We start from the raw sequence: 26,405 nt of genomic DNA, 5'->3' as shown, positions 1-26,405 counted from the left end.
GCCGGCCGGTCAGGCCGACGGCGCCAGCCGGCTCATCTCCAGGTCCACGGCCCGCTGGTGGGCCTCGGCGTCCTCGCGCGCCCGGCGCGGGCTCCACCGGCCGCCCATGACGAAGACGAACGGCAGGAAGAGGATCTGCCCGCCCATGCAGACCAGCCACCAGTCGCGCCACTGCCCGGGACCCTCCTCGGACGCCTTCTGCACGTCGGCGCCGTGCTCCTGGAGCACCTCGAGTTGCGGCTGCGCCTTGGCGACGAGGGCGAGGCCGGCCGGACCGACCTCCTTCACCGCTCTGGCCTGCAGCTCGGGCGGGGCCTGGCCCGCCGGGTGGCGGGCGAGTTCGGCGAACAGCGCCGGGTGGGCGTCGACCACCGCGAGGGCGGGACCGGCCTCGGCCTGCGCGGCCTGCACCTCGTGGCCGTGCTCGACGATCGGCGTCACGGACGTCACCGCGACCGGCAGGAAGGCTGCGGACACCGCGACCACCACGCGCAGGATCCAGCCCCAGACGGCGAGACCGGTCGCGGTGGCCGCGGGGTCGTGCCGCTCGACGGTCTCCGTGAAGGCCGCCATCCAGGGCGCGTAGGTCAGCCCGCTGAAGAGGCCCATCGCGACGAACAGCCAGGCGAAGGTGTAGTACCCGGTGTCCGTCCGGGTGGCCAGCGCGGCGAAGACGGCCGTGCCGGCCACCGATCCGACGCCGCCCGCGACCATCAGCGGCTTGCGCACCCGCAGCCGGTCGGAGAGCACGCCGGCCGCGATCAGTCCGAGGGCGCTGGCGCCCCAGTACCAGTTGGCGAGCGCGTTGGCGCGCTGCTCGCTGTAGCCGTGGACGGCCGAGTAGTAGATCACCAGGTTGCCGACGGCGGCGTAGTAGAAGAGCAGGTAGACGCTGATGGCGAAGGCCGGACCGAGGATGGCGGGGCGCAGCATGCGCCGCCAGTGTCCCGAGGCCCCGGGCTCGGGCGTCAGGCCCCGGGCGCGGGCCTCGACCAGGGCGCGGTCGCGCAGGCTCACCATCACCTGGTCCCGCAGGGCGGGGGACAGCTCCCGCAGTCCGAAGAGGGCGATGACGAAGACGACCAGCGCCGCGACCCCCGCGTAGCGCAGTTCGTCCTGCCAGGTGGAGGTGTCCAGCGTCGCGCTCGTCACGGTGGTGACGACGAGGCTGCCGACGATGGGGCCCATGGTCCAGGAGCCCATGGCGGTGGCCCGGCCGAGCTGCGGGGAGAAGTCGCGGATCAGCGCGGGCGTCGCCACGAGGACGATGCCCTCGATGAAGTAGAGGGCGGCGAACAGCACGAGGTAGGTCGTCCTGTCCGGCGCGCTCGGCAGGAACAGCACGAGGACCGCCGCCAGCAGCACGCCGTAGACCACCATGTTGGCCCGGCCCCACCGGTCCGCCAGGCCCGCCACCAGGGAGGCGAAGGCGCCGACGGCGTTGCCCACGACCGACAGCAGGATGAAGTAGCCGAAGGTCATGTCGTAGTGGGCCATGATCGAGGTGGCGACGGCGTACTGGATGTAGAGCAGGTAGTAGAGCACCACCGTGGTGACGACGACGATCCCCAGGTAGGTGTAGCGGTGCGCCGGCCGGGGATAGGCGGGCAGGTCGCGGTGCCAGAGGGACATGGCGGCTCCTGGAGTCAGAGGTGCACCGGGGCTGGGGGCGCGGGAGAGAACCCCGCTTGGCTGTGCAGTATGGGAGCGGGTCCACGGGCCGCACAAGGTTCTGGAACGCATGAGTTCCAGATTGATTCGGGTGCCGGAGAGGGAGAACGGGTTGAGCGAGCGGGTGCGGGGCGAGACGTACGGCGGACGGTCCCGCGAGGCGCGCGCCGCAGACCGGGGCGAGCGGCTGACCAGGGCGGGCCTGGAGCTGTTCGCCGCCCGGGCCTTCGACGACGTCACCGTGGCCGACGTGTGTGCCCGCGCGAAGGTGTCGAAGCGCTACTTCTACGAGCACTTCACCGACCGCGAGGACCTGCTGCTCGCGGTACACCGGCAGCAGAACGCGTGGCTGCTCGCGGGCGTGGCGGAGGCGGCCCCGGAGGAGCCCGCCGACCTGGCGGCACTGCTGCGGCCCATGATGACGGCCCTGGTGCGCCTGCTCGCCGACCATCCGGAGTCGGCGAAGGTCATCTACATCAACGCCCCGCGCATGGAGCTGCGTCGACGGGGGCTGCTGCGCAAGGACGCCGAGCTGTTCGGCCGGCTGGTCCACCGCGTGGCGCCGGCCCCGGCCCCGGCCGACCGGCAGCGCCGCGACCGGGTGCTGCTCGGGCTGGTGGCCGGCGTCACCGAGGTGCTGATCGACTGGCTGGAGCGGGACATGGCGGACGACCCGGACGTCCTGGCCGACCACCTCACGGGCTTCGCCCTGGCGCTCCTGGAGGGGTCCGACCGCGGTTCCCGAACGGCCGGATGACGGCTCGTCAGCGGTCGCCGGGCCGCAGTCGGGGTGCCTCGTCGTCCGGCTCGTCCGGGCTCGCGAAGTGGAACGGAACCCCGAGACGGGCGGCGAGGGCCGTGCCGGCGAGAGTCGCGGCGCGGGACGGGGGGTGCGGTGCCGACGGGCTCTCTGTGCCGGTCGGTGTCCCGGTCCCGTCGAGGTACCGGGTTGCCGCCCGCCAATGGACCGTGGCCAGGTGGTGCTGCGCGGGCGGGTCGTCCGTCAGGACCAGCAGCACCACGAACCAGCCGTACCGCGTGTCGCCGTTCCAGACCGCCTCGACGGCCACCAGCCGGCCCGGGCAGGCCGTCGCGCGGGCGGCGAGGGAGTCGGTGTCCAGGGGGTCGTCCGGCGTGCGGGCGACCCGATCGCCGAGTGCCGTGCAGCGATCCTCCACGAGGCGGACGGCGTCGGTGAAGGCCAGGCCCAGGCCCGCGGTCATGGCGACGCCGAGCGCAGTCAGGCTCGCGTCCCGAAGGAGACGCGCGTCGATCTGGTCACGGACGTCGGGCGGCAGGAGGTCCCAGCGGGGTGGGGCGGGCATCCGGTCAGGATGCGGTCGCGGACGTCGCCCACCCCCGAAGGGCGACGTCCGCGGACCTTCCCCCGGTGCCGTGGCCGTCCGGGCTCCCAGCCTGCCGTGCGGGGCGGGGTGGAGGCTTGAGTCGAGGGGTACTCAAGTCGGGCTGTATCAGAACCGAGTAGGGCGGCTCCAGTTGTCGTGACGAGCTTCCCGCAGGACGCGACGACCCCGCAGGACCCGAGTGCCCCCTGGCCCTTCACCGGGCGGGCCGCTGAGACCGAGCTGGTGCGCCGGGGCGGCGTCGTGGTGACCGGGCCCGCCGGGCGCGGGAAGACCCGGCTGGTGAGCGAGGCGCTGCACGGCACCGAGCATGTGCGCGCGATCGGGACGCCCGAGTGCCGGGGCATCCCGTTCGCCGCCTTCGCCCACCTGCTGCCCGAGCCCGTCACCCTGCACGGCGCGGTGCGCCTGCTCTCCGGTGTGCGGCTGCTGTTCGTGGACGACGCGCACCTCCTGGACGACGCCTCCGCCGCCCTGATCCACCAGCTCGCCGCGCACGGCCGCACCCGGCTCGTGGTCGTCGCCGCCGACGACGCCCCGGCACCCGGCGCCGTCTCCCGGCTGTGGACCGGCGAGCTGCTGCCGCGCCTCGCGCTGGCGCCGTTGCGGCGCGAGGAGAGTGCCGAGCTGCTCGCCGCGGCCCTCGGGCACGGCGTGGACCCGCTCACCGCCGACCGGCTGCACCGGCTGTGCGGCGGCGACCTGCGGCTGCTGCGGGAGCTGGTGCGCGCCGTGGTCTTCGCCCCGGTGGACGGCACGGAGGAGCGGGCCTGGCGCGGTCCCGTGCCGGTCACCGCGGCCGTCCGGGAGCACGCCGCCCGCGTGCTCCGCCCGGGCAGGACCGCCGAGCGCGCCGTCCTCGACGCCCTCGCCTTCGCCGAGCCGCTGCCCCTGTCCCTGACCCCGCCCGCCGACACGGACGCCCTCGACCTCACGGCCCTGGCGGAGCTGGAGGCCGAGGGCCTGGTCACCGTCGACGCCCACGGCGCCGCCCGCCTCGCCCACCCCCTGCACGGCCCGGTGCTGCGCGCCGCCGCGGGCCGGCTGCGGGCCCGGCGGCCGGCCCGCGCCCCGGACCGGTGCGGGCCCGCCCTCGCCGCGGAGGCGGAGGCCCTGAGGCGCGCCGTCGCGCGGGACGACGTACGGGAGCTGTCCGCGCCCGTGGGGGAGTGGCTCGCGGCCGAGGGCGCGCCGCTGCCCGCCGGGTACGCCGCCCTGCGCGCCCGGTTCGCCCGGCTCGGCGGGCGGCTGCGCGAGGCCGCCGCGTGGGCCCGCGAAGGGCTGCGCACGAGGGACGACCCCGAATGCCGCGGCGAACTCGCCCTGGCCGAGGCGCAGTCGGGACTCCCGCCGACCGGACACCTCACCGGCGCCGCCGCCGTCTGGACCGCCGCCGCCCGCGGCGACCTCGACGGCGCCGTCCGCGCCGCCGCCCCCTACGACGCCGTCCGGCTCGGCACCCCCGACCCCGTACCCCCCGCCGGCCGCCTCACCGGCGTCTTCGCCGCCCACGCCGACGCGCTCGTCCGCCGGGACGGCCCCGCCCTCGACGAGGCCGCCGAGCGGCTGCGGCGCCGCGGGTTCCTGCTCTTCGCGGCCGAGGCGCACGCCCAGGCCGTCGGCGCGCACCGCGACCCGGCCGCCGCCCGGGCCAGCCGGAGCCGTGCCGCCGTCCTCGCCCGGCGCTGCCAGGGCGCCCGCACCCCCGCCCTGACCGCCGTCATCCTCGGCGAACTCACCGCCCGTCAGCGGCAGATCGTCAGCCTCGCCGCCGCCGGCCTGAGCAACCGGCAGATCGCCGAGCGCCTCACCCTGTCCGTGCGCACCGTCGGCAACCACCTGCACGCCGCCTACACCCGCCTCGGCACCGGCGACCGCGACGCCCTGCCCCGGCTGGTGGAGCCCCCCACGGCACGGTCCGCCTGAGGCCGGGGCCCCAGGGCCTTCTCACGCCGCCCCGAACGCCGAGAACGCCCACCCCGTCGCCTGGTGCACCGCGTCCGCCGGCAGCGCCGCCCGCGCGTCCCGCAGCGCCTCCGCCAGGGACAGCCCCGAGTCCAGACCCTTGTGCAGCGCCAGCATCAGCGGCACCACCGCCGCGTCGTTGACCGGCGCGCTGCACGCCACCACCCCGGCCGTGCCCAGCGGCAGCAGCGCGGTGACCAGGCCGAGCAGCTCGTCCGCGCCGACCGTCGCGAAGCGGGCGGTGTCGCAGCAGGACAGGATGATCCGGTACGGGCTGCGGGCCAGCCGCTCGAAGTCGTGCACGATCAGCGGCCCGTCGGCCATCCGCAGGGACGAGAAGAGCGGACTGTCCGCCCGGAAGGTGCCGTGCGCGGCGATGTGCGCGAGCGCCGCCCCGTCGAGCTCCCGCAGCACCCGGGGCGTCCGGGCCGCCGCCCCCTCCAGCACGGTCACCGTCCCGTACCGGTCGGCCAGTTCGGGCACCTCCGCCCCGCCGCTCGACAGCCCGGGGCCCCGGACCAGGACCTGGCGGCCACCGGCCGGCGCTGCCGTCTCCCCGGCCCGCAGCCAGCTCCGCGCCGACGGCGACACACTGTGCACCCGCTCGCGCAGCACCGGCAGCAGCGCCCACGGCACCCGGTGCAGCCGCCCCGGCGGCACGATCACCACCGGGCCGGTGCCGAGCCGCTCCGCCGCCGGGCCGAGCAGCAGCTCCTGGAGCCGCGCCCCCGCCGCCTCCACCAGCGGCAGCCGTGCCCCGGCCCCGGGGTGGGCCAGCCGCCGCAGCCCCGCCTGGACGTGCTCGGCCTCCCGCTCGGCCTCGGCGAGCAGCCCCGCCTCGAACCGCCGCACCCGCCCCCGCCCGCACAGCAGCACGTGCACCCGCCCGTCGAGCACCGCCAGTTCCACCAGCAGGGTCTCCCCGCCCAGCCGGTCGAGCAGCCGCCCCACGTCGAACCGCCCGGTGTCGTCACGACCCCCGAACCCCGCCGCGCCGCCGCCCCTGATGTGCAGCGTCCGCGATCTGATCTCCCGCTCCAGGCGCCGCTGCTCCCGCTCCAGGGCGGCGATCGGCCGAGCGCCCCCCGTGCGCGCCTCCTCCGCGCGGGCGGCGATCTCCCGGTACGCCGTCATCCCGCTCAGCAGCACCGGATCGGCCGGCGGCCGGGCCGGCGGCGCGGACAGCGCCGTCGCCCGCCACCGCTCGCTCCACTCCAGGAGCCGCCGCGGCCCGCCCGACACCAGGCTCGCCCGCTGCGCCAGCGCCGCCAGCTCCGCACCCTGCGCGGTGGCCCGGGCCCGCAGCTCCGAGGCGCCCAGCGTCATCCGGTGGTCGTCCAGGACGTCCAGACCCCGCCGGCACGCCTCCAGGACGCCCCGCGCCGACCCGGCAGCCTCCGCCCGGAGCGCCTGTGCCGCCCAGCCCGTCATCCGCGCCAGCGGCGGCCCGCTGTGCCGGCGGCGCGCGGCCGACGCCAGATGAGGCTCCGCCTCCGCCCGCCGGCCAAGGCGCAGCGCGATCCGGCCCGCCAGCAGCGACGCCTCAGGCGCGGCCGGCGCGCCCAGGGCGGCCAGCCGCTCCGCCACCGCCGCCGCCTGCGTGACGAGGCGGCCCGAGCGGCGGCCCGCCGCGGCCCGTGCCTCGGTCAGCACCAGCCGCGCGTGCGTCTCGTACCAGGCCCGCCGCTGCCCGGCGAACAGCCGCACCGCCGCCGCCGCGCGCGCCGTCGCGGTCGCCGGGTCGTCCGCCAGGCGGGCCGCCCGCGCCGCGACGAGGAGCAGTTCCGCCCGGCGGGTGGACTGCCCGCCGATACCGTCGAGCGCGGCGGTCGCCGCGTCCGCCTCGGCCAGCGCCTCGGGGGCGAGGCCCGCCGCCATCAGCACCTCGCAGCGCCGGATGGTCAGCATGAACGTCGGCGTGCCGAGCGCCGCGTAGCGCGCCGCCGCCTCGTCGAGCAGCCGCAGCGCCGCCGGCACGTCGCCGGACCGGAAGGCGGCCAGGCCCCGGCTCTCCACCGCGTCCGCCTTGTCGTGCTCCTGGCCCGTGGTGTCCCACAGCGACCCGGCGGCCGTGAAGTCGGCCTCCGCCCGCTCCACCGCGCCGAGCGCCAGATGCACGGTGGCCCGCAGGGTCAGCGCCCGCGCCGTCCAGATCACGTCGCCCGCCTGCCGCAGCACCGGCACCGCCCGCCGCACGTCCTCCAGCGCCTCGCCGTGCCGGCCGAGCACCCACCACACGTACGCCCGCCGGAACAGCACCCGCGCCCTGGTGTGCCCGGTGCCGCGCGCCACGCCCCGCTCGAAGGCCGCGAGGCCCTCCCGGGTGCGCCCGCTGTGCACCAGCGCCACCCCGAGCGTGGCCAGCACGTCCGCCTCCCGGTCGGCGGACTCCGCGCGCGCCGCGAGGTCCCGGGCCCGCCGCAGATGGGCCAGCGCCCGCCGGGTGTCGCCGAAGTCCCGCTGCCAGATGCCGATCACCTGGTGCGCCACGGACGCGTGCAGCGGCGGGGGAGATGCGCCGAGGACCTCCTCGGCCCGCGCCAGCGCCTCGCCGGGGTCGGCGAAGACCATCGGCAGCAGCCCCAGCACCTCGTCGCTTCGCGCCGTCACCCCTCGGATGGTAGTGCTCCGGAACCGTGCCCCACAGCACGGTGTCCGTATCAGTCAGCTGTATCAATCAGCCGTGCGCGGGCTCTGATTGGGGACCGCGGTCACCGGGGGAGGACACGGATGGCACCACAGCGATTCCGCGAGCAGTTCGACCAGATCCAGCGCTCCATGCCGGACGTCCCACTGGCCATGGGCCCGGACGACTCCGCCGAGTTCTTCTACGAGAAGGGCGTCGTCCTCGCCCGCGACGGCGAGGAGGCCCGCCTGGTCGAGGACACCGTCCGCGAGCACTTCACCGCGTCCCCGGCGCTCACCGCCGACCACGTGCGCCGGGCCGGGCCCGAGACCAACCGCACCGGCATCACCCGAATCCAGGTCGGCGACCCGGGCGCGGGCGACGCGGCCGGCGACCTCACGGTGGCGCACGCCCTGCGCTCGCTGCGCACCGTGGAGGGGCGGGCCGGGCGGCGGCTGATCAGCCGCAACCACGTGGTGTCCATCGCGGTCAACGCCTGCCCCGGCGACGAGCCGGTCCCGGTGCCGGTCGCCGAACCGCTCAATCCCGCGCCCGCGGCCACGCCCTACGACGCGGCCACCGCCGTCGCCGTCCTCGTCATCGACACCGGCCTCATGGGCGACTACCGCTCCTGCCCGCTGCTCGCCCACACCGACGGCGACGCCCAGGTCAGCGAGTGCGACGAGGACGGCGTGCTGAAGCAGTACGTCGGGCACGGCACCTTCATCGCCGGGCTCGTCGCCGCCGTCGCCCCCAACACCGACGTCACCGTGCGGGGCACGCTCAACGACGCCGGGGCGATCCTCGAGTCCGAGCTGGGCGCGAAGCTCTTCGAGGCCGTCGACGCGGGCGGCTGGCCCGACGTCCTCAGCCTGTCCGCCGGCACCTCCAACGGCCGCGCCGACGGCCTGCTCGGGCTGCACGCCTTCATGGCGGAACTGCGCGAGCAGCGCACCCTGCTGGTCGCCGCCGCCGGCAACAACTCCAGCGCCACGCCCTTCTGGCCCGCCGCCTACGCCGCCCTGCCCGGCTGGGAGGACACGGTCCTCTCGGTCGGCGCGCTGCGCGGCGACGGCGAGTACGGCGCCTGCTTCAGCAACCACGGCCCCTGGGTCGCCGCGTACGCCCCCGGCGAGCGCCTGGTCAGCGCCCTCACCGGCTTCGGCCGGCCGGTGCCGTACGTCTACCAGCACTCCACCTACGACACCTGCCGCTACGGCTTCACCTACGCCTGCACCTGCCAGTACCCGCGCCACAACGGGGTGCTGAGCGAGCCGGGCGAGGCGCCCGCCAAGCCGGACCAGGTGATGTTCGAGGGCCACGCGCAGTGGAGCGGCACCTCCTTCGCCACCCCGGTCGCGGCCGGCCTGGTCGCCTCGCACATGACGGCCCGCCGGGAGCGCGACCCCCGGGCGGCCCGGCACCAACTCCTGACCGGCAACGTCGAGTTCGCCGAGGTGCGCGGCGCCCACGTGCCGGCGCTGCTGCCGCCGACCTGGCGTCCGGTGCCCGTCGACCCGCCCACCGGCGGAGGGTGAGGCGGCGCCGATGCGGTACGGAACCCTCCGCTCCCCGGCGTACGATGACGAGTCGTACACGAGGGGTGGGACCGTGGACCGTGCAGAGGTCGGGGCGCTCGTCCGGTCGGCCGCCGACGGGGACGCGGCGGCCTGGAAGTCGCTGGTGGACGGGCTCGGCCCACTGGTCTGGTCGGTGGTGCGGGCGCACGGGCTGTCCGACGCCGACGCCCACGAGGTGTACCAGACCGCGTGGTTCCGTTTCGCCCAGCACCTCGGGCGGATCCGGGAACCGGAGAAGACCGGCTCCTGGCTGGCCAGCACGGCGCGGCACGAGTGCCTGAAGCTGCTGCGGGCGTCGCAGCGCCTCACGCCCACCGACGACGTGCGGATCCTCGACCGGCCGAGCGAGGAGCGCACGCCGGAGGAGTCGGTGCTCGACTCGGAGGAGGCCGCCGCGCAGACCGAGCGGGTGCGGCGGCTGTGGCGGGAGTTCGAGGAGCTGGGCGAGCGGTGCCGCCGGCTGCTGCGGGTGCTGATGGCCTCGCCGCCGCCCAGCTATCAGGAGGTGTCCGCCGCGCTCGGCATCGCGGTGGGCAGCATCGGGCCGATCCGCCAGCGCTGCCTGCGCCGGCTGCGGTCCCGCCTCGAGGCGGGGGAGACGGGTGCGGCATGAGTGACGACGACCGTGACGGCGAGGACTTCGGGCCGCTGGAGGAACTCCTGGAGGCCGAGCTGCGGCAGGCCGCCGCGATCCTCGACCCGGTCCCCGCCGAGCTGCGGGGCATCGCGGTGGACGCCTTCGCGCTGCACGACCTGGACGCGGCGGTCGCGGAGCTGACCTTCGACTCCCTGGTCGACGCGCTCCCGGTGCGCGGCGAGGCGGACCCGCCGCGGATGCTGACCTTCGAGGCGGCCGGGCTGACCGTCGACGTCGAGGTGAGCGCCGACGGCCTGATCGGCCAGCTGGTGCCGCCGGGACCGGCCGGCGTCGAGGTCCTCACCGGCCCCCGCGCCCACACCCGCCTCGACGCCGACGACCTGGGCCGCTTCGCCGGCGCCGCCCCGCCACCCGGCCCCTTCGCCCTGCGCCTGCGGACGGGCGGGGAGACGGTCGTCACGGAGTGGCTGCGCACCTAGCGCCGTTCAGCCCGACACGGCGTCCACCAGCGCCGCCAGGCATGCCGCGAGCCGCTCCAGACCCGGCCCCGCCGGACCGCCCGGCTCGGTCATGTACGTGTCCCGGCGGATCTCGACCATCAGCGCGCCGACCTCGCGCCGCGCGCCGTAGTACGCCAGCGGCACGTACGTCCCGCCGAACGGGCTGTCCAGGCCGGTCTCCCCGCACGGCGCGAACGCCTCCCGCGCCGCGGCGAGCAGCTCCGGCGGGGTGTGGAAGGCGTCGGTGCCCAGGCACACCGGCGGGCGCGGGCCGCTGCCGTGCAGCTCGTAGGGGAGCGGCTCGGTCGGGTAGGAGTGCACGTCGATCACGACGGCCCGCCCGGTGGCCGCGAGCCGGTCGGCGACCGCCTCGGTCATCGCGGCGGCGTACGGCCGGAAGTACCGGGCGAGGAGCGGCTCGGGATCGGCCCCCTCGGGGCGCAGCGCCTCGCGGTGCGTGGTCCGCGTGTACACCGCCCCCATCCCGACGGCCGCCATCTCCTCCCGCTCGTCGGGGAACCGCTCGGGGTCCACGACCAGCCGCGACACCCCGTTCACGAACCGCCAGGGCGCCACCCCGGCCGCCTCGGCGGCGCGCGCGGCGATCTCCGCCGTATGGGCGTCGGTGAGGTGGTCCAGCTCCCGCTCCAGCGCGCCGTCGTCCAGCGCGATGCCGGCCCGCACGTCGGCCGGGATCGCCCGGGACGAGTGCGGCACGTGCAGGAGCACGGGGGAGTCGGGGGCGCCCGGCAGGAGGGCGTAGGACGGGCCGGTGTCGGTCACGGGGCACTCCTGGGGGCGAACGGACGGCGAACGCCGGACACCCCGGTCCCGTCGACGGACGGCGGGACCGGGGTGCCGGGGAAAGCGGGACGCGGACGGCTCAGGCGAGGGACGCCAGCGCCTCGTTCCAGGTGGCCGACGGGCGCATGACCTTGGCGGCCTTGGCCGGGTCGGGCTGGTAGTAGCCGCCGATCTCGGCGTGCTCGCCCTGCACGGCGTTCAGCTCGTCGACGATCGTGCCCTCCTGCGCGGTGAGGGTCTCGGCGAACGGCGCGAACGCCTTGGCCAGGTCGGCGTCGTCGGTCTGCGCGGCCAGCTCCTGGGCCCAGTACAGGGACAGGTAGAAGTGGCTGCCGCGGTTGTCGATGCCGCCGACGCGCCGGGTCGGGGACTTGTCCTCGTTGAGGAAGGTCGCCGTGGCGCGGTCCAGGGTGTCGGCGAGGACCTTGGCGCGGGTATTGCCGGTGGCCTCGGCGAACTGCTCCAGGGACGGCACCAGGGCGAAGAACTCGCCGAGGGAGTCCCAGCGCAGGTAGTTCTCCTTGACCAGCTGCTGCACGTGCTTGGGCGCGGAGCCGCCGGCGCCGGTCTCGAAGAGGCCGCCGCCCGCCATCAGCGGCACGACCGACAGCATCTTGGCGCTGGTGCCCAGCTCCAGGATCGGGAACAGGTCGGTCAGGTAGTCGCGCAGCACGTTGCCGGTGACGGAGATGGTGTTCTCGCCGCGGCGGATGCGCTCCACCGACAGCTTGGTCGCCTCCACCGGGGAGAGGATCTTGATGTCCAGGCCCTCGGTGTCGTGCTCCGCCAGGTACTCGTTCACCTTGGCGATGAGGTTGGCGTCGTGCGCGCGGCCCTCGTCCAGCCAGAAGACGGCCGGGTCGCCGGTGGCGCGGGCGCGGGTGACGGCCAGCTTCACCCAGTCGCGGACCGGCGCGTCCTTGGTCTGGCAGGCACGGAAGATGTCGCCGGCGGAGACGGCCTGCTCGATGACGGCCTCGCCGCTCGCGTCGACCAGCCGGACCGTGCCCGTGGTCGGGATCTCGAAGGTCTTGTCGTGGCTGCCGTACTCCTCGGCCTTCTGCGCCATCAGGCCGACGTTCGGCACCGAGCCCATGGTGGAGGGGTCGAAGGCGCCGTTGGCGCGGCAGTCCTCGATGACGGCCTGGTAGACGCCCGCGTAGGAGGAGTCCGGGACGACGGCGAGGGTGTCGTGCTCCTGGCCGTCCGGGCCCCACATGTGGCCCGAGGTGCGGATCATCGCCGGCATCGAGGCGTCGATGATGACGTCCGAGGGGACGTGCAGGTTGGTGATGCCCTTGTCGGAGTCGACCATGGCCAGCTCCGGGCCCTCGGCCAGCTCGGCGTCGAAGGACGCCTTGATCTCGGCGCCCTCCGGCAGGGACTCCAGGCCCTTGTGGATGCCGCCCAGACCGTCGTTCGGGGTCAGGCCGGCCGCCGCGAAGGTCTCGGCGTACTTCGCGAACGTCTTCGGGAAGAACGCGCGCACCACGTGGCCGAAGATGATCGGGTCGGAGACCTTCATCATGGTGGCCTTCAGGTGCACCGAGAACAGCACGCCCTCGGCCTTGGCGCGGGCCACCTGCGCGGTGAGGAACTCGCGCAGCGCGGCGGTGCGCAGCACCGAGGCGTCGACGACCTCGCCGGCGGTGACGGGCACGGACTCGCGCAGCACGGTGGTCGTGCCGTCGTCGCCGACCAGCTCGATGCGCAGCGTGCCGTCCTCGGCGATCACCACCGACTTCTCGGTGGAGCGGAAGTCGTTCTCGCCCATGGTCGCGACGTTGGTCTGCGACTCGGCGGACCAGGCGCCCATGCGGTGCGGGTGGGCCTTGGCGTAGTTCTTCACCGAGGCCGGGGCGCGCCGGTCGGAGTTGCCCTCGCGCAGCACCGGGTTGACCGCGGAGCCCTTGACCTTGTCGTAGCGGGCGCGGATCTCGCGCTCCTCGTCGGTCTTCGGGTCGTCCGGGTAGTCCGGCAGCGTGTAGCCCTGGCCCTGCAGCTCGGCGACGGCCGCCTTGAGCTGCGGGATCGAGGCCGAGATGTTCGGCAGCTTGATGATGTTGGCGGCGGGCGTCTTCGCCAGCTCGCCCAGCTCCGCGAGGGCGTCCGGGATGCGCTGGTCCTCGGTGAGGTGCTCCGGGAACACGGCGATGATGCGTCCGGCCAGCGAGATGTCCCGGGTCTCCACGGGTACGCCCGCCTGCGAGGCGTACGCCCGGACGACCGGCAGGAAGGAATACGTCGCCAGGGCCGGGGCCTCGTCAGTGTGTGTGTAGATGATGGTCGAGTCAGTCACCGGTGCTCCGCTCCACGTCTGCAACATTGCTCGACATCAAGATATCTCCTGATCGGCCCCGGCCCGAAAGGGGTCGTGCGCGGAGCGCTCGGCGGTGTCGCCGCCCGGCCGCTGCTGCGGTATCACCACGGCGCCCTGCTGGAGCGCGACCGTGCGGGCCGGGGCCGGGATGCGGATGCCCTCCTCGCGGTAGCGCCGGTGCAGCCGCTTGATGAACTCGTGCTTGATCCGGTACTGGTCGCTGAACTCGCCGACGCCCAGGATCACGGTGAAGCCGATCCGGGAGTCGCCGAAGGTGTGGAAGCGCACGGCGGGCTCGTGGTCGGGCACCGCGCCGGTGGTCTCCGTCATGACCTCGGCGACGACCTCCATGGTGACCCGCTCCACCTGCTCCAGGTCGCTGTCGTAGGCCACGCCGGCCTGCACCAGGATGGTGAGCTGCTGCTCGGGCCGCATGAAGTTGGTCATGTTCGACTTGGCGAGCTGGCCGTTCGGTATCACCACGAGGTTGTTGGACAGCTCCCGCACGGTGGTCTGCCGCCAATTGATGTCCTCGACGTAGCCCTCCTCGCCGCTGCTGAGCTGGATGTAGTCGCCCGGCTGCACCGTCTTGGAGGCCAGGATGTGGATGCCGGCGAAGAGGTTGGCGAGGGTGTCCTGGAGCGCCAGGGCGACCGCAAGACCGCCCACGCCCAGGGCGGTGAGCATCGGCGCGATGGAGATGCCGAGGGTCTGGAGCACCACCAGGAAGCCGATGGCGAGCACCAGGATGCGGGTGATGTTGACGAAGATCGTGGCCGATCCCGCCACCCCGGAGCGTGAGGTCGTCACCGTCCGCACCAGGCCGGTCACCACCCGCGCGGCCGTCAGCGTGGCCACGAAGATCAGCACCACCGTCAGCACCTGGTTGACGTTGTGCTGCACCGTGCGGGTCAGCGGCAGCGCCGCCGCCGCGCCGGAGACGCCGCCCGCGACCGCCAGCCACGGCACGACCGTGCGCAGCGCGTCCACCATCACGTCGTCGCCGCCCCAGCGCGTGCGGCCGGCGTGCCCGGCGAGCCAGCGCAGCAGCAGCCGCAGCAGGAACGCCCCGGCGAGCCCCGCGACCAGCGCGATGCCGGCCCGTACGGCGTGGTCCATGGTGAGGCCGTGTGTCACCGGCCACCTCCGAATCCCCAGATGAGCGAACGCGCCGATCCGTACGCCTCCACAAGGGAGTTCGCCCGGCGCGACCCCTCATCCTGCCCCATCCGGGGAGGCACCCCGTACCGCGCTCAGATCACCCGCGCCCGCACCAGCGCAGCCAGCGTCAGCGCCCCGGGGGCCAGCGGCAGCCACACGGTGACGGCGCGGAAGGCGAGGGCCACCGCGGTGGCCGGCGCCGCGGCGGCGCCCGCCGCGACCAGGGCGACCACCAGGGCCGCCTCGACCGAGCCGAGGCCGCCGGGGGTGGGCACCAGCGCGACGGCGACCGTGGCCGCCAGGTAGCCAGGGCCAGGTGCCCGGCCGGTACGGACAGGCCGAGCGACCGGGCGGTCAGCACCAGCGCGCCGGCCTGGAGCGCCGGGAAGGCGAACGCGCCGCCCCACAGCGCCAGCGCCCGCACCGGGCGCGCGTGCACCGCGCGGGCCTCGCCGAGTGCCGTGCGCAGGAAGGAGCCGGCGGCCGTGCGCAGCCGCCGCACCCCGAGCAGCACGACGGCCGCGAGGACCGGCACCGCGACCGCGGCGACGAGCAGCGGGCCGAGTGCCGCCGCCGGCAGCAGCCCGTCGAGGCGCAGGGCGCCGGGGAACGCCAGGAGGAGCAGGCCGAGCAGGGCGACCCGGCCGGCCGCCTCCGCCAGCAGGTACAGCGCCAGCGCGGCCGAGGAGCGGGCCAGCGGCAGCCCGCACACCGCCAGGAACCGCAGGTTCACCGCGCCGGCGCCGAGGCCGGTGGGCAGCAGGTGGTTGGCGGCGCCGGCCGCGAACTGCACGGCGACGAGGCGCCCGGCCGGCAGCCGCTCCACGACGGCGCCCTGCCGGGTACAGGCCGCGGCCGGCCAGGTCAGGCAGGTGGCGCAGCCGGCCGCCAGCAGCCAGGGCCACTCGGCGCCGGCGAGCAGGCCGAGGCCGTCGGCGAGCACGGCACGGTGCCGCACCGCCACGACGGTCACCAGGAGCAGTGGCAGCGCGCACAGCACGGGGCGGACCGGCAGCCGGCGGGGGAGCCGGAGCGACGGTCTGTCGGGGGGACTCTCGGGAAGCTGGACCACGGTCACAACAGCAGAGATTCCCCGACCGGCGCCGCTTACGAGTGTCCGACGCGCGAACACCGCCTTACGGGCCTTGACCTCGACAAAGGTCGAGGTTCTAGCGTCATCGGCATGAGCATGGAGACCACGGCCTGGACCCAGCTGCACAGCGTCCTCAACGCCGAACGCGACCGCCGCCCCCTCGCCCGCGCGACCCTGCGCCGCGTCGGCGCCTTCGCCCGCCCGCACCGCACCCGCATCGTCCGCTTCGTGCTGCTCGGGGTGGGGACCGCGCTGCTCGCCGTCGCCACCCCCGTCCTGGCCGGCCGCGTCGTGGACGCGATCGTGTCGGGCGGCGACCCGGACCGGGTGGTGCGCCTGGCCCTGCTCATCGCGCTGATCGCGCTCGCGGAGGCGGGGCTCGGCATCCTGTCCCGGCGGCTGTCGGCGGTGCTCGGGGAGGGGCTCATCCTCGATCTGCGCACGGCTGTGTTCGATCATGTGCAGCGCATGCCGGTCGCGTTCTTCACGCGTACCCGCACGGGCGCGCTCGTCTCCCGGCTCAACAACGACGTCATCGGCGCCCAGCGCGCCTTCAGCAACACCCTGTCCGGGGTGGTCACCAACCTGGTCACGCTGCTCCTCACCCTCGCCGTGATGCTCACCCTGTCCTGGCGGATCACCCTGGCCGCCCTGGTGCTGCTGCCGGTGTTCGTGCTCCCGGCCCGGCGGATGGGCCGCCGGATGGCGCGGATGCAGCGCGAGGCCGCCACGCTCAACGCGGCGATGGGCACCCGGATGACCGAGCGGTTCTCCGCGCCCGGCGCCACGCTGATCAAGCTGTTCGGCCGCCCCGGGGAGGAGTCCGCCGAGTTCGCCGCCCGGGCCCGGCGCGTCGCCGACATCGGCGTGCGCACCGCCACCGCCCAGGCCGTCTTCATCACCGCCCTCACCACCGTCTCCGCGCTCGCCCTGGCGCTGGTCTACGGGCTCGGCGGCCGGCTAGCCCTCCAGGGCTCCCTGGACCCCGGCGCCGTGGTCGCCCTCGCGCTGCTGCTCACCCGGCTGTACGCGCCGCTGACCGCCCTCGCGGGCGCCCGCGTGGAGGTGATGAGCGCACTGGTCAGCTTCGAGCGGGTCTTCGAGGTCCTCGACCTCACCCCGCTGATCGCCGAGCGCCCGGACGCCCGGCCGGTCCCCGAGGGCCCGGTCGCCGTCGAGTTCGAGGACGTGCGCTTCGCCTACCCGGCCGCCGACCAGGTCTCCCTCGCCTCCCTCGAAGAGGTCGCCGCGCTCGACACCCGGGGCGGCGCCGAGGTCCTGCACGGCCTCTCCTTCCGCGCCGAACCCGGGCAGACCGTCGCCCTGGTCGGCTCCTCCGGCGCCGGCAAGTCCACCGTCGCCTCGCTGCTGCCCCGGCTCTACGACGTGGACGCCGGCGCGGTGCGGGTCGGCGGCGTCGACGTCCGCGAGCTGACCGCCCGGTCGCTGCGGGACACGGTCGGCATGGTGACCCAGGACGGCCACCTCTTCCACGACTCCGTCCGCGCCAACCTGCTCCTCGCCCGCCCCGAGGCCACCGACGCCGAACTGTGGGACGCGCTGGGCCGCGCCCGTCTGGACACCCTCGTGCGGTCCCTGCCGGACGGCCTGGACACCGTGGTCGGCGAACGCGGCTACCGGCTCTCCGGCGGGGAGCGCCAGCGGATGACCATCGCCCGGCTGCTCCTGGCCCGGCAGCGCGTCGTCGTCCTGGACGAGGCCACCGCCCACCTCGACAACACCTCCGAGGCGGCCGTCCAGGAGGCCCTCGCCGAAGCCCTGAAGGACCGCACCGCCCTGGTCATCGCCCACCGGCTGTCCACGGTCCGCGCGGCCGACCAGATCCTGGTGGTCGAGGCCGGCCGCATCGTGGAGCGCGGCACGCACGACGAACTCCTCGCCGCCCGGGGCCGCTACGCCGAGCTGCACCGGGCGCAGTCCGGACCGCGGGCGGTGCCGGAGGCGGCGTGACCGGCCGGGCGCGGGTGGGCGGAAACTCATCTGGTCCAACCAGTTGACCAGATATCGTTCGCGGTGGACGCTGTGCGCCATGACAGAGCAACCCCTGCGGCGGGAAGCCGTGTCGGACCAGCTCTTCTCCCGACTGCGCGACCGCATCCTGGGCGGGGCCCTGGCGCCCGGCGCCGCGCTGACGGCGGAGCGGGAGCTGGCCGCGGAGTTCGGCGTGAACCGGCACGCGGTGCGCGAGGCGGTCAAGCGCCTCCAGCAGGCCCGCCTGGTCGAGGTCAGCCACGGCGGTCGCACCCTGGTCCTGGACTGGCGGCGCACCGCGGGCCTGGACCTCGCGGTGCACCTCGCCGGCGCCGCCACCCCGCCGGACCTGGCCGGACTCGCCCGCGACGCGCTGGAGATGCGCGCCTGCGTCGGCGCGGACGCGGCCCGGCTGTGCGCCGAGCGCCGCACCGACGAGCAGTCGGCGGCGATCACCGAGGCCGCGGACGCCTACCGCACCGCCGGGCCCGACCTCGCCGCCCTCGGCGCGGCGGACGTCGCCTGGTGGCGGCTGATCGTGGCGGGCTCGGGCAACCTCGCCTACCTGCTCGCCTTCAACAGCCTGGTCGGCGGCACCCTCGCGGTCGGCGAGGCCCCCGCCGACGGGCGCGCCGGGGAACTGCTCGACGTCGCCGCCCACCTGCGTCTCGCCGAGCTGATCGAGGCGCGCGAGGCCGCCGCCGCCGAGCACCTCGCCCGCCGCCTGCTCCAGCGCAGCGTGCCCGCCGCCCCCGTGACCCCCGAGAGGAGGGCGGGCTGAGATGATCCCCGCCGTCGTCTACGCCATACCGTTCTTCGTCCTCCTCGTCCTCGTCGAGGCGCTGTCCTACCGCTTCCTGCCCGACGACGAGGAGCGCGGCTACGAGCTGCGCGACACCGCCACCAGCCTGTCCATGGGCGCCGGCAGCCAGGTCGTCGGACTGCCGTGGAAGCTGTTCGCCGTGGTGGCCTACGCCGCCGCCTTCGCCCTCTCGCCCTGGCACCTGTCGGCCGCCTCGCCGCTGACCTGGGTGCTGCTCTTCTTCGCCGACGACCTCGCCTACTACGCCTTCCACCGCGCCCACCACCGGGTGCGGGTGCTGTGGGCCGGGCACGTCGTGCACCACTCCAGCATCCGCTTCAACCTCTCCACCGCGCTGCGGCAGAGCTGGACGCCGATGACGACCCTGCCCTTCTGGCTGCCGCTGGCGCTGCTCGGCATCCCGCCGTGGATGATCCTGCTCCAGCAGTCGGTCAGCCTCGTCTACCAGTTCTTCCTGCACACCGAGCGGGTCGACAAGCTGTGGCGGCCCGTCGAGTGGTTCTTCAACACGCCCTCGCACCACCGCGTGCACCACGGCTCCAACAACGTCTACCTGGACCGCAACTACGGCGGCATCCTCATCGTCTGGGACCGGCTGTGCGGCACCTTCGAGGCGGAGGGCGAGCGCGTCGTCTACGGGCTGACGAAGAACATCGACACCTACAACCCGGTGCGGGTCGCCTTCCACGAGTACGCCGCCGCCTGGCGGGACGTGCGGGGCGCGCGACGCTGGCGGGACAAGGCGGGGCACCTCTTCGGCCCGCCCGGCTGGCAGCCGAAGGCCGAGGTCTGATGCCCCCGCTGCTCCTCGCCTACGCGGCGCTCGCCGTCCTGGACCTCACCGGTGTCGCGCTGCACGCCGAGTGGCTGGAGTGGGTCACCAAGCCGCTGCTCGCCCCGCTGCTCGCCGCACACCTGTGGCGGGCAGCGGGCAGGGCGCACCCGCCGGTCCTCGCCGGCCTCGCCCTGGCCACCGCGGGGGACGTGCTCCTGCTGGTGCCCGGCCGGGCCGCCTTCCTCGCCGGCACCGCCTGCTTCCTCGGCACCCAGCTCTGCTACCTCGCCGCCTTCGCCCACCAGGGCGCCCTCGCCCACCTCCGGGCCAGGCCCTGGCTGTACGGCGGGGCCCTCGCCGTGTGGGCGGCGGCCAACGCGGCCCTGGTGCCCCAACTGGGCCCGCTGGCCCTGGTGGTCGCCCCCTACAGCCTGGCCCTGGTGGCGATGGCGTCCGCCGCGGACGTGCTGCGCCCGCTCGCCACCCTCGGCGGCGGCCTGTTCGTCGCCTCCGACCTGCTGGTCGGACTCGGCGTGGCCGGCGTGGAGTTCACCGGCCGCCGGGTCCTGGTGATGGCGACCTACGCGGCGGCGCAGTACCTCATCACCGAGGCGTTCGTCCGCACGGCGCTCACTGGCCGCCCAGGCCCGTCGTCGCCACCGACTTCACGATGTGCCGCTGGAAGAACAGGAACACCAGCACCAGCGGCGCCGCGGCCAGGACCGCCGACGCCATCGTCTGGGCGTACACCACCCCGTAGGCGTCCTTCACCGCGGTGATGCCGACCGGCAGCGTCATCAGGGACGGGTCGGAGGTGGCGACGAAGGGCCACAGGAAGTTGTTCCAGGCGCCGATGAACACGAAGACCGACACCGCGGCGAGCATCGGCCGGGACAGCGGCAGCATCACCGACCAGAAGGTGCGCAGGTGCCCGGCGCCGTCCAGCCGGGCCGCCTCCTCCAGCTCCTTGGGGATGGTGTCGAAGTGCTTCTTCAGGATGAACACCATCACCGGCGCCACCGTCTGCGGCAGGATCACCGCCGCGTAGGTGTCCACCAGGTCGAGGGTCAGCATCTGCCGGAACCACGGCACGATCAGCAGCTGCGGCGGCACCAGGATGGCCAGCGTGCTCAGGGCGAACAGCGTCCGGCGGCCACGGAAGCGGGTGCGGGAGAAGGCGTAGCCGGCCGTCGCGGAGACGGCCACGGTGATGAGGGTGACCGCAGCCGAGATCAGGAAGCTGTTCAGCATCCACAGCGGCAGGTCGCCGCGTTCGATCACGGTGCGGAAGCCGTCGAGGGTGAAGCCGCCCCGCGGCCAGAACCAGTGCACCGGATCGCTGGCGTCCTGGTCGGACTTGAACGCGGTGAGCACGGCCCAGGCCAGCGGCAGCAGCCACACCACCGCGAGGACGGCGAGCGCCCCCAGCGCCAGCACCCGGGCGAGCGGACCGGGCCCCAGGGTCAGGTTGGGCCCCCGCTGCACGGCCGGACGCGTGCGGCGGGCCCGGTTCCCGGCCGGCACGGGCGAGACGGTGCGCCGGGAGGGGGTCGTCTGGGGTTCGGCAGAGGTGGTCATGTCACTTCTCCCTGCGGCGGAGGGCGAGGAACTGCACGGCGGAGGCGAAGAGGATCAGCGCGAAGAAGACATAGCTGATGGCGGACGCGTAACCCAGGCGGTACCCGGTGAAGCCCACGTCGTAGAGGTACTCCACGACCGGCCGGGTCGAGCCGTTCGGGCCGCCCTTGGTCAGCAGGTACACCTGGTCGAAGACCTTCAGCGAGGACAGGATCTGGAGCACGGTCACCACGCCGGTGATCCGCCGCAGCTGCGGCAGCGTCACATGCCACAGCCGCCGCCAGGCGCCCGCCCCGTCCAGGGCCGCCGCCTCGTAGAGGTGGTCGGGCACGGACTGCAACGCGGCCAGGAACAGCAGGAAGTTGAAGCCGACCGTCCACCACAGCGTGGCGACGACGATGGCGTACAGCGCCACCGACTCGTCGCTCAGCCAGGCGTAGCCGTCCAGGCCGACCGCGGTCAGCAGCTTGTTGTACAGGCCGAGATCGGGCTGGTAGAGCCAGGTGAACAGCAGCCCCACCACGCCGACCGGCAGCAGGTAGGGGGTGAAGAACGCCAGCCGCCACACCCACTGCCCCGGCAGCCCGGTGTGCACGAGCAGCGCCATGGCGAGCGCCACCACGACCAGCGGGACCGTCGAGATCAGGGTGAACCACACGGTGTGCCCGACGGTGCGCCACATCTCGGCGTCGCCGAGCGCCTCCGAATAGTTGTCCAGACCGACGAACGACGGGTCCTGGCTCGCCAGCGAGGTGTCGGTCAGGCTCATCCACGCGCCCTCGACCAGCGGCCACACCATGAACAGGGCGAACAGGACGAGGAACGGCAGGGCGAGGAGCAGCCCCGGCGGTACGGCGCGGCGCAGCCGGGCGCCGAGCCCGCCCGGGGCGAGAGGGGTGGACATGCTGCCTCCTTCGGGACGGCGGGCGGGTCAGGCCGGGCTGGGCTGGGAGAGGAAGGTGTCGAAGCGCGCGAGCATGGCGCGGGCCGTCCGGTCCGGGCTCAGCCCGTCGAGGAGGGCCCGCTGGAGCGTCTGCGCCATGGCGGTCTGGAAGTCCGACCCGGCGCCCGCGAACCACACCGCCGGGTCGAGCACCACGTGCCCCGCGGCGCCCGCGTACCGCGCCTGCGGCTGGAGTTCGCGGTAGGCCGCGGTACGGGTCACCGGCTGGTACGCCGGGATGTGCCCGGCCCGCGCCCAGACCTGCCCGGCCTTGAGGATCGCCGCCACCGCCTGGTGGATGCGCCGGCGGTGCGCCTCGTCGGGGTCGTGGCGGCGGGGCAGCACGAAGGAGTGCGAGTCGGCGTAGACGGCCGGCGTGCCGAAGACGGTGGGGAAGGGGGCGGCCCCGACCTTCGGGTCGGCCTGCTGGAAGGTGCCCAGCTCCCACTCACCGGAGAGGATCATCGCGGACTGCCGGTTGGTGAAGGCGGCGATGGCCGCCGGGTAGTCGTGGCGGCGCGGGTTGGTGCGGCCGTCGAACAGCTTCACCATGAAGGAGATGACCTCGGCCATGGCGTCCACGTCGCCCTTGGCGGGCCCGCCCTCGGGCAGCTCGAAGTCGTTGCCGGTCTGCCGGTACAGCCCGTAGAACAGCCGCCAGCCCTGCGCGTAGTCGTTGACGTGGCCGAAGTCGATGCCCTGCCCGCCGGACGCCTTCGCCAGCTCCCGGCCCGCCGCCAGGAAGCGCTCGGGGGAGTCGAACGCCCCCGCGTCCAGGGCGCCGTCACCGGTCAGCAGCCCGGCCTTGCGGGCCGGCTCCGGATGGAAGAACACGATGAAGGGGTGGGTGTCCAGCGGGACCGCGTACGTCTGCCCCCGGTACCGGGTGCGCTCCCAGACGGCCGGCGCGAAGTCGCTCTCGTGGACGCCGAACTCCGCGAGCAGGCCGGTGTCCCAGGGGTCGAGCAGGCCGAGCGGCGCGTAGCCGGCGAGCCGCGACATGTGGGCGACCGCGACGTCCGGGCCCCGGCCGCCGGCCGACGCCATGGCGAGCTTGGTGTAGTACGGGGTGCCCCACTCCAGCACCGTCCGCTCCACGTCGGTGCCGGGCATGTCCGGGCGGGCGGTGTCCACCAGCTCGTTCAGCAGGGCCCCGTCGGCGCCGCTGAACAGGTCCCACAGGCGCACGGTGCCGGGGTCCCCGGCCGCCGCGGCGGAACCGCAGGCGCCCAGGGCCCCGCCGCCGAGCAGCACGGCGGCCGAGGCGAGCGAGGCCCGCAGCATCCTCCGTCGGGACAGGTCGGCCATGGCTCTACCTTCCTTACCTCACGTCGTTGTGCGTCGTCGGGGGCGGATCAGGGCGCGGGCGTGCGGGACTCGGAGGCCGCCGGGCGGGTCTGGGCCCGGTGCAGGACGGCGGTGTCGAGCTTCTCGCTGCGGTCGAAGGCGTAGACGCCGTTGCGTTCCTGGAAGACGTCCGTGAGCTGCGTGTAGCAGTAGCCGAACATGTCCGGGTCGTCGAGCAGCACGTCCACCAGGCCGGTGAAGCGCTCGGTGAACTCGGCGGCGCTGCGCGGCCGTTCGCCGTACCCCCAGGAGCTGCCGGTCTCGTCGCCGGCCGCGGTGGCCGCCGCCGCGGGGTCCCACCAGATGCCGCCGAACTCGGAGCAGAAGTACGGCTGTCCGCGGTAGGGCAGCGACCAGGTGCGCCCGTCCGGGCCCGCGTTGACGTACGGGCGGTCCTCGGCGAGCCCGGCCATGGTCTTGGCGAAGGCGCGCGGGTCCTGCTCGTAGCAGTGCGAGTCGTACACGTCGGTCTCCGCCACGCGGTGCGCGTAGCCGGAGGCGTCGATGACGGGACGGCTCGGGTCGGCGAGCTTGGTGGCCAGGAACATCGCCCGGGTGACGTCGTCCAGCTGCGTGATCCGGTCGTGCAGGTGCTGGTACGTCTCGTTCAGCGGGCACCAGCCGATGATCGACGGGTGGGAGTGGTCCCGCTCCAGGGCCTCCAGCCACTGGGCGACGTAGGAGGCGTCGGGGCGCTGGTTGTCGTCGCGCACGCCGCTCTCGCAGCCCCAGTCGCCGAACTCGCCCCACACCAGGTAGCCGAGCCGGTCGGCGTGGTAGAGGTAGCGCTCCTCGAACACCTTCTGGTGCAGCCGGGCCCCGTTGAAGCCGGCCCTGATGCCCAGCTCGATGTCGCGGACCAGGTCGGCGTCGGTGGGGGCGGTCATCAGGCCGTCCGGGTAGTAGCCCTGGTCGAGGACGAGGCGCTGGAAGAGGGGCTCGCCGTTGAGCAGCACCCGCTTGCCGCGCAGGGCGACCGAGCGCAGCCCGGCGTACGAGCTGGCCGCGTCCACCACCGCGCCCTCGGCGTCGAGGAGTTCCAGGCGCAGGTCGTACAGGTGCGGGTCGGCGGGCGACCAGGGGCGCACCCGGTCCTCGGGCACGGTGAGCACCAGCTTGGGGGCGAGGTCCAGGTCGGCGCGGGCGGCTGCGCTCACCACCTCGCCGCGGGCGTCGGAGAGCACCGCGCGCACCCGGTGGCCGGGCAGGTTGGCGGTCACCGGCAGCTCGACGTGGAAGGCGCCCGAGCCCAGGTCGGGCGTGACGCGCGGGCGCTTGAGCCGCACGGCCGCCGGCACCGGCTCCAGCCACACGGTCTGCCAGATGCCGGTGGTCCGGGTGTAGTGGCAGTGCGTGTTGGCGTACCAGGTGGCCTGTTTGCCGCGCGCCTGGAGGCCGTGCCGGCTGTCCCGGGCGCGCACCACGATCACCGCCTCCTCGCCGGGGGCGGCGACGCCGCGCAGCTCGGCGGTGAAGGGGGTGAAGCCGCCCCGGTGGCGGGCCACCTCGGTCCCGTTGACCCAGACCGTCGCGTCGTGGTCGACGGCGCCGAAGTGCAGCAGCACGTCGGAGCCGGCCCACTCGGCCGGGACGGTCACGGTGCGCCGGTACCAGACGGCCTCCAGGAAGTCCGTCTCGCCGACCCCCGACAGCTCCGACTCCGGGCAGAACGGCACGGTGATCTCGCCCGCCGGCTCCCGCTCGCGCAGCCCGCGCTCCAGGCCGCTGTCGCCGCGGTCCACCTCGAACTGCCAGCGGCCGTTCAGATTCAGCCACTCGTCGCGGACGAACTGCGGCCGGGGGTACTCCGGACGCGGGACGTCCGTCCGGTTCGCGGGCAGGGGCATGCTCATGCTGCTCCTTGTGGTGCGGGGTTTGTGCTGGTGCCCGTGGTGGGGCGCTCGGTACGGGCTTATGCGACCACACGATTACATCGATGTAAATGCCGGCGGCGAAATGTGTTCGGCCGTGCGTTCGCGATGCGTTCGCCGGGCGCGCGCGGGTGGCCGACTTCTCGCGCCGGAGCTGCGGTTACGATCCCGAGGACGGCGAGGAGAGCGAAGCACAGCATGGGCAGGCCGAGGATCAAGGACGTCGCGGCGTACGCGGGCGTCTCCCCGAAGACGGTGTCGAACGTCCTGAACGACTACGAGCACGTCTCCGAGCGCACCCGGACCGTGGTCCGCGAGGCCATCGACGCCCTCGGCTACCGGGTCAACATCGCCGGCCGCCAGCTGCGCCGGGGCCGCACGGGCATGATCGCGCTCGCGGTGCCCGACCTGGACGTCGCCTACTTCGCCGAGCTGGCCCGGCACGTCATGGCCGAGACCGAGCGGCTTGGCAGCACCACGCTCCTGGTGGAGACCGGCGGCCGGCGCGAGAAGGAACTGGCCGCCGTGCGCGGCTTCGACGCCCAGTTCACCGACGGCGTGATCCTCTCCCCGCTGGCCCTGCACCCCCGCGACCTGGCCGGCCGCGACACCCGGCTGCCGCTGGTGCTGCTCGGCGAGAACGACCCCTCAGGCACCGCCGACCACGTCGCCATCGACAACGTGGCCGCGGCCCGCGAGGCCACCGCCCACCTGCTCGCCCGGGGCCGCCGCCGCATCGCGGTGGTCGGCGGTGAGACGCACGGCCCGCAGAACACCCGCCGGCTGCGCACCGCCGGCCACCGGCAGGCCCTCGTCGCGGCGGGCGTCCCGGTCGCCGACGACCTGGTGCTGCCGGTGCCCGCCTTCCGCTGGGCCGACGGCGCGAAGGCCGCCCGCGCCCTGATGCGGCGCCCCTCGCCCCCCGACGCCCTGCTCTGCCTCAACGACCACCTCGCCCTCGGCGCGGTGCGCGCCCTGCACGAGGACGGCTGGTCGGTCCCCGCCGACCTGGACGTGGTCGGCTTCGACGGCATCGAGGCCACCCGCTTCAGCGTCCCCTCCCTCACCACCGTCGCCCCCGACAAACCGGGCATCGCCCGCCGCGCGGTCCGGCTGCTCCTGGACCGGGTGGAGGACCCGGCCGGGGGACCGGCCCGCGACGAGACGGCGGGGCACCGGCTGATCGTGCGGGAGAGCTCGGGCGGCTGAGCGGCGCGGGCCTTGCCGTCACGGGGGCGAAGGGGGCTCCCGCACCGGTGGGGGCGGGAGAGGGTCCCCCATCGGTGGGGGCGGGAAGGGCTCCCGGCCGGGCGGCGCGGAGGGCCGGTGCCGGGAGGCCGGGGTGCCCCCGGACGCGGGTGATGCCGGACGCCGGTGACCCCGGACTGGCGCGG

19 protein-coding genes and 2 pseudogenes are annotated in these 26,405 nt (G+C 74.7%); 10 read left to right on the top strand and 11 right to left on the bottom strand.

Annotated elements, in window-relative coordinates; translation table 11 throughout:
• Positions 1 to 9 precede the first annotated feature (9 nt).
• Entirely contained in the window at positions 10 to 1,632 is a 1,623-nt protein-coding gene (locus tag ACGFZL_RS26285) for an MFS transporter (protein WP_393695288.1), read from the bottom strand.
• A gap of 109 nt (positions 1,633 to 1,741) precedes the next feature.
• On the opposite strand from ACGFZL_RS26285, the gene ACGFZL_RS26280 reads away from it, so the two are divergent.
• Complete coding sequence (locus ACGFZL_RS26280) at positions 1,742 to 2,428, top strand: TetR/AcrR family transcriptional regulator (protein WP_393695286.1); 687 nt, start codon at positions 1,742 to 1,744, stop codon at positions 2,426 to 2,428.
• 7 nt (positions 2,429 to 2,435) lie between these two features.
• Here ACGFZL_RS26280 and ACGFZL_RS26275 read toward each other — a convergent pair whose 3' ends face one another.
• Positions 2,436 to 2,996: a hypothetical protein gene (locus tag ACGFZL_RS26275; RefSeq protein WP_393695284.1), complete on the bottom strand. Its 561-nt coding sequence runs from the start codon at positions 2,994 to 2,996 to the stop codon at positions 2,436 to 2,438.
• Between the two features lie 177 nt (positions 2,997 to 3,173).
• Between ACGFZL_RS26275 and ACGFZL_RS26270 the strand changes: the two genes are divergently transcribed.
• Entirely contained in the window at positions 3,174 to 4,961 is a 1,788-nt protein-coding gene (locus ACGFZL_RS26270; RefSeq protein ID WP_393695282.1) for a LuxR C-terminal-related transcriptional regulator, read from the top strand.
• A gap of 21 nt (positions 4,962 to 4,982) precedes the next feature.
• Here ACGFZL_RS26270 and ACGFZL_RS26265 read toward each other — a convergent pair whose 3' ends face one another.
• Positions 4,983 to 7,571, bottom strand: a complete 2,589-nt coding sequence (locus tag ACGFZL_RS26265) for a CHAT domain-containing protein (protein ID WP_393695395.1) — start codon at positions 7,569 to 7,571, stop codon at positions 4,983 to 4,985.
• Between the two features lie 159 nt (positions 7,572 to 7,730).
• On the opposite strand from ACGFZL_RS26265, the gene ACGFZL_RS26260 reads away from it, so the two are divergent.
• From ACGFZL_RS26260 to ACGFZL_RS26250, 3 genes are read left to right on the top strand one after another with little or no spacing between them, the layout of a single operon-like run.
• Complete coding sequence (locus tag ACGFZL_RS26260; RefSeq protein ID WP_393695280.1) at positions 7,731 to 9,164, top strand: S8/S53 family peptidase; 1,434 nt, start codon at positions 7,731 to 7,733, stop codon at positions 9,162 to 9,164.
• A gap of 10 nt (positions 9,165 to 9,174) precedes the next feature.
• Positions 9,175 to 9,819: a sigma-70 family RNA polymerase sigma factor gene (locus tag ACGFZL_RS26255; RefSeq protein WP_355175849.1), complete on the top strand. Its 645-nt coding sequence runs from the start codon at positions 9,175 to 9,177 to the stop codon at positions 9,817 to 9,819.
• Complete coding sequence (locus ACGFZL_RS26250) at positions 9,816 to 10,283, top strand: hypothetical protein (protein ID WP_393695277.1); 468 nt, start codon at positions 9,816 to 9,818, stop codon at positions 10,281 to 10,283. The genes ACGFZL_RS26255 and ACGFZL_RS26250 overlap by 4 nt, the downstream gene beginning before the upstream one ends.
• A gap of 6 nt (positions 10,284 to 10,289) precedes the next feature.
• Here the strand turns inward: ACGFZL_RS26250 and ACGFZL_RS26245 are convergent, their stop codons facing one another.
• From ACGFZL_RS26245 to ACGFZL_RS26230, 4 genes and pseudogenes are all read right to left on the bottom strand, one after another.
• Complete coding sequence (locus ACGFZL_RS26245; protein ID WP_393695275.1) at positions 10,290 to 11,087, bottom strand: N-formylglutamate amidohydrolase; 798 nt, start codon at positions 11,085 to 11,087, stop codon at positions 10,290 to 10,292.
• A 100-nt stretch (positions 11,088 to 11,187) separates the two neighbouring features.
• Positions 11,188 to 13,407, bottom strand: coding sequence for an NADP-dependent isocitrate dehydrogenase (locus ACGFZL_RS26240; RefSeq protein WP_393695273.1), 2,220 nt, complete (start codon positions 13,405 to 13,407; stop codon positions 11,188 to 11,190).
• Positions 13,408 to 13,443: 36 nt separating this feature from the next.
• Positions 13,444 to 14,547 carry a mechanosensitive ion channel family protein gene (locus ACGFZL_RS26235; protein WP_393695393.1) on the bottom strand — a complete coding sequence of 368 codons (1,104 nt, stop codon included), beginning with the start codon at positions 14,545 to 14,547 and terminating at the stop codon, positions 13,444 to 13,446.
• 134 nt (positions 14,548 to 14,681) lie between these two features.
• Positions 14,682 to 15,604, bottom strand: a pseudogene (locus ACGFZL_RS26230) (YbhN family protein).
• A 174-nt stretch (positions 15,605 to 15,778) separates the two neighbouring features.
• Here ACGFZL_RS26230 and ACGFZL_RS26225 point away from each other — a divergent pair.
• The 4 genes and pseudogenes from ACGFZL_RS26225 to ACGFZL_RS26210 all read left to right on the top strand — a co-directional run.
• Positions 15,779 to 17,653 carry an ABC transporter ATP-binding protein gene (locus tag ACGFZL_RS26225; RefSeq protein ID WP_393695391.1) on the top strand — a complete coding sequence of 625 codons (1,875 nt, stop codon included), beginning with the start codon at positions 15,779 to 15,781 and terminating at the stop codon, positions 17,651 to 17,653.
• Between the two features lie 79 nt (positions 17,654 to 17,732).
• Positions 17,733 to 18,455, top strand: a complete 723-nt coding sequence (locus ACGFZL_RS26220) for a GntR family transcriptional regulator (protein ID WP_355175843.1) — start codon at positions 17,733 to 17,735, stop codon at positions 18,453 to 18,455.
• 1 nt (position 18,456) lies between these two features.
• Positions 18,457 to 19,290 carry a sterol desaturase family protein gene (locus ACGFZL_RS26215; protein ID WP_393695271.1) on the top strand — a complete coding sequence of 278 codons (834 nt, stop codon included), beginning with the start codon at positions 18,457 to 18,459 and terminating at the stop codon, positions 19,288 to 19,290.
• Positions 19,290 to 19,823, top strand: a pseudogene (locus tag ACGFZL_RS26210) (lysoplasmalogenase family protein); the annotation flags it as partial. The gene ACGFZL_RS26215 and the pseudogene ACGFZL_RS26210, both read left to right, overlap by 1 nt.
• A 79-nt stretch (positions 19,824 to 19,902) precedes the next feature.
• Here the strand turns inward: ACGFZL_RS26210 and ACGFZL_RS26205 are convergent.
• Genes ACGFZL_RS26205 through ACGFZL_RS26190 form a run of 4 tightly spaced genes read right to left on the bottom strand, consistent with a single transcriptional unit; the run spans position 19,903 to position 24,993 of the window.
• Positions 19,903 to 20,850 (bottom strand): carbohydrate ABC transporter permease, encoded by a 948-nt coding sequence (locus tag ACGFZL_RS26205; protein ID WP_393695269.1) that lies wholly within the window; start codon positions 20,848 to 20,850, stop codon positions 19,903 to 19,905.
• Position 20,851: 1 nt separating this feature from the next.
• On the bottom strand, positions 20,852 to 21,754 hold the full coding sequence (locus ACGFZL_RS26200) for a sugar ABC transporter permease (protein ID WP_355175840.1): 903 nt from the start codon (positions 21,752 to 21,754) through the stop codon (positions 20,852 to 20,854).
• A gap of 27 nt (positions 21,755 to 21,781) precedes the next feature.
• Complete coding sequence (locus ACGFZL_RS26195) at positions 21,782 to 23,101, bottom strand: extracellular solute-binding protein (protein WP_393695267.1); 1,320 nt, start codon at positions 23,099 to 23,101, stop codon at positions 21,782 to 21,784.
• A 47-nt stretch (positions 23,102 to 23,148) separates the two neighbouring features.
• Complete coding sequence (locus ACGFZL_RS26190) at positions 23,149 to 24,993, bottom strand: glycoside hydrolase family 2 protein (RefSeq protein WP_393695265.1); 1,845 nt, start codon at positions 24,991 to 24,993, stop codon at positions 23,149 to 23,151.
• Between the two features lie 216 nt (positions 24,994 to 25,209).
• On the opposite strand from ACGFZL_RS26190, the gene ACGFZL_RS26185 reads away from it, so the two are divergent.
• Complete coding sequence (locus tag ACGFZL_RS26185; RefSeq protein ID WP_393695263.1) at positions 25,210 to 26,220, top strand: LacI family DNA-binding transcriptional regulator; 1,011 nt, start codon at positions 25,210 to 25,212, stop codon at positions 26,218 to 26,220.
• The last annotated feature ends 185 nt before the right edge of the window (positions 26,221 to 26,405 follow it).

This window comes from Streptomyces sp. NPDC048182 (assembly GCF_043202555.1).
Classification (GTDB): Bacteria; Actinomycetota; Actinomycetes; order Streptomycetales; family Streptomycetaceae; genus Streptomyces.
Note: the sequence above shows the minus strand (reverse complement) of the source record. Positions and strands in the feature narration are given on the sequence as shown.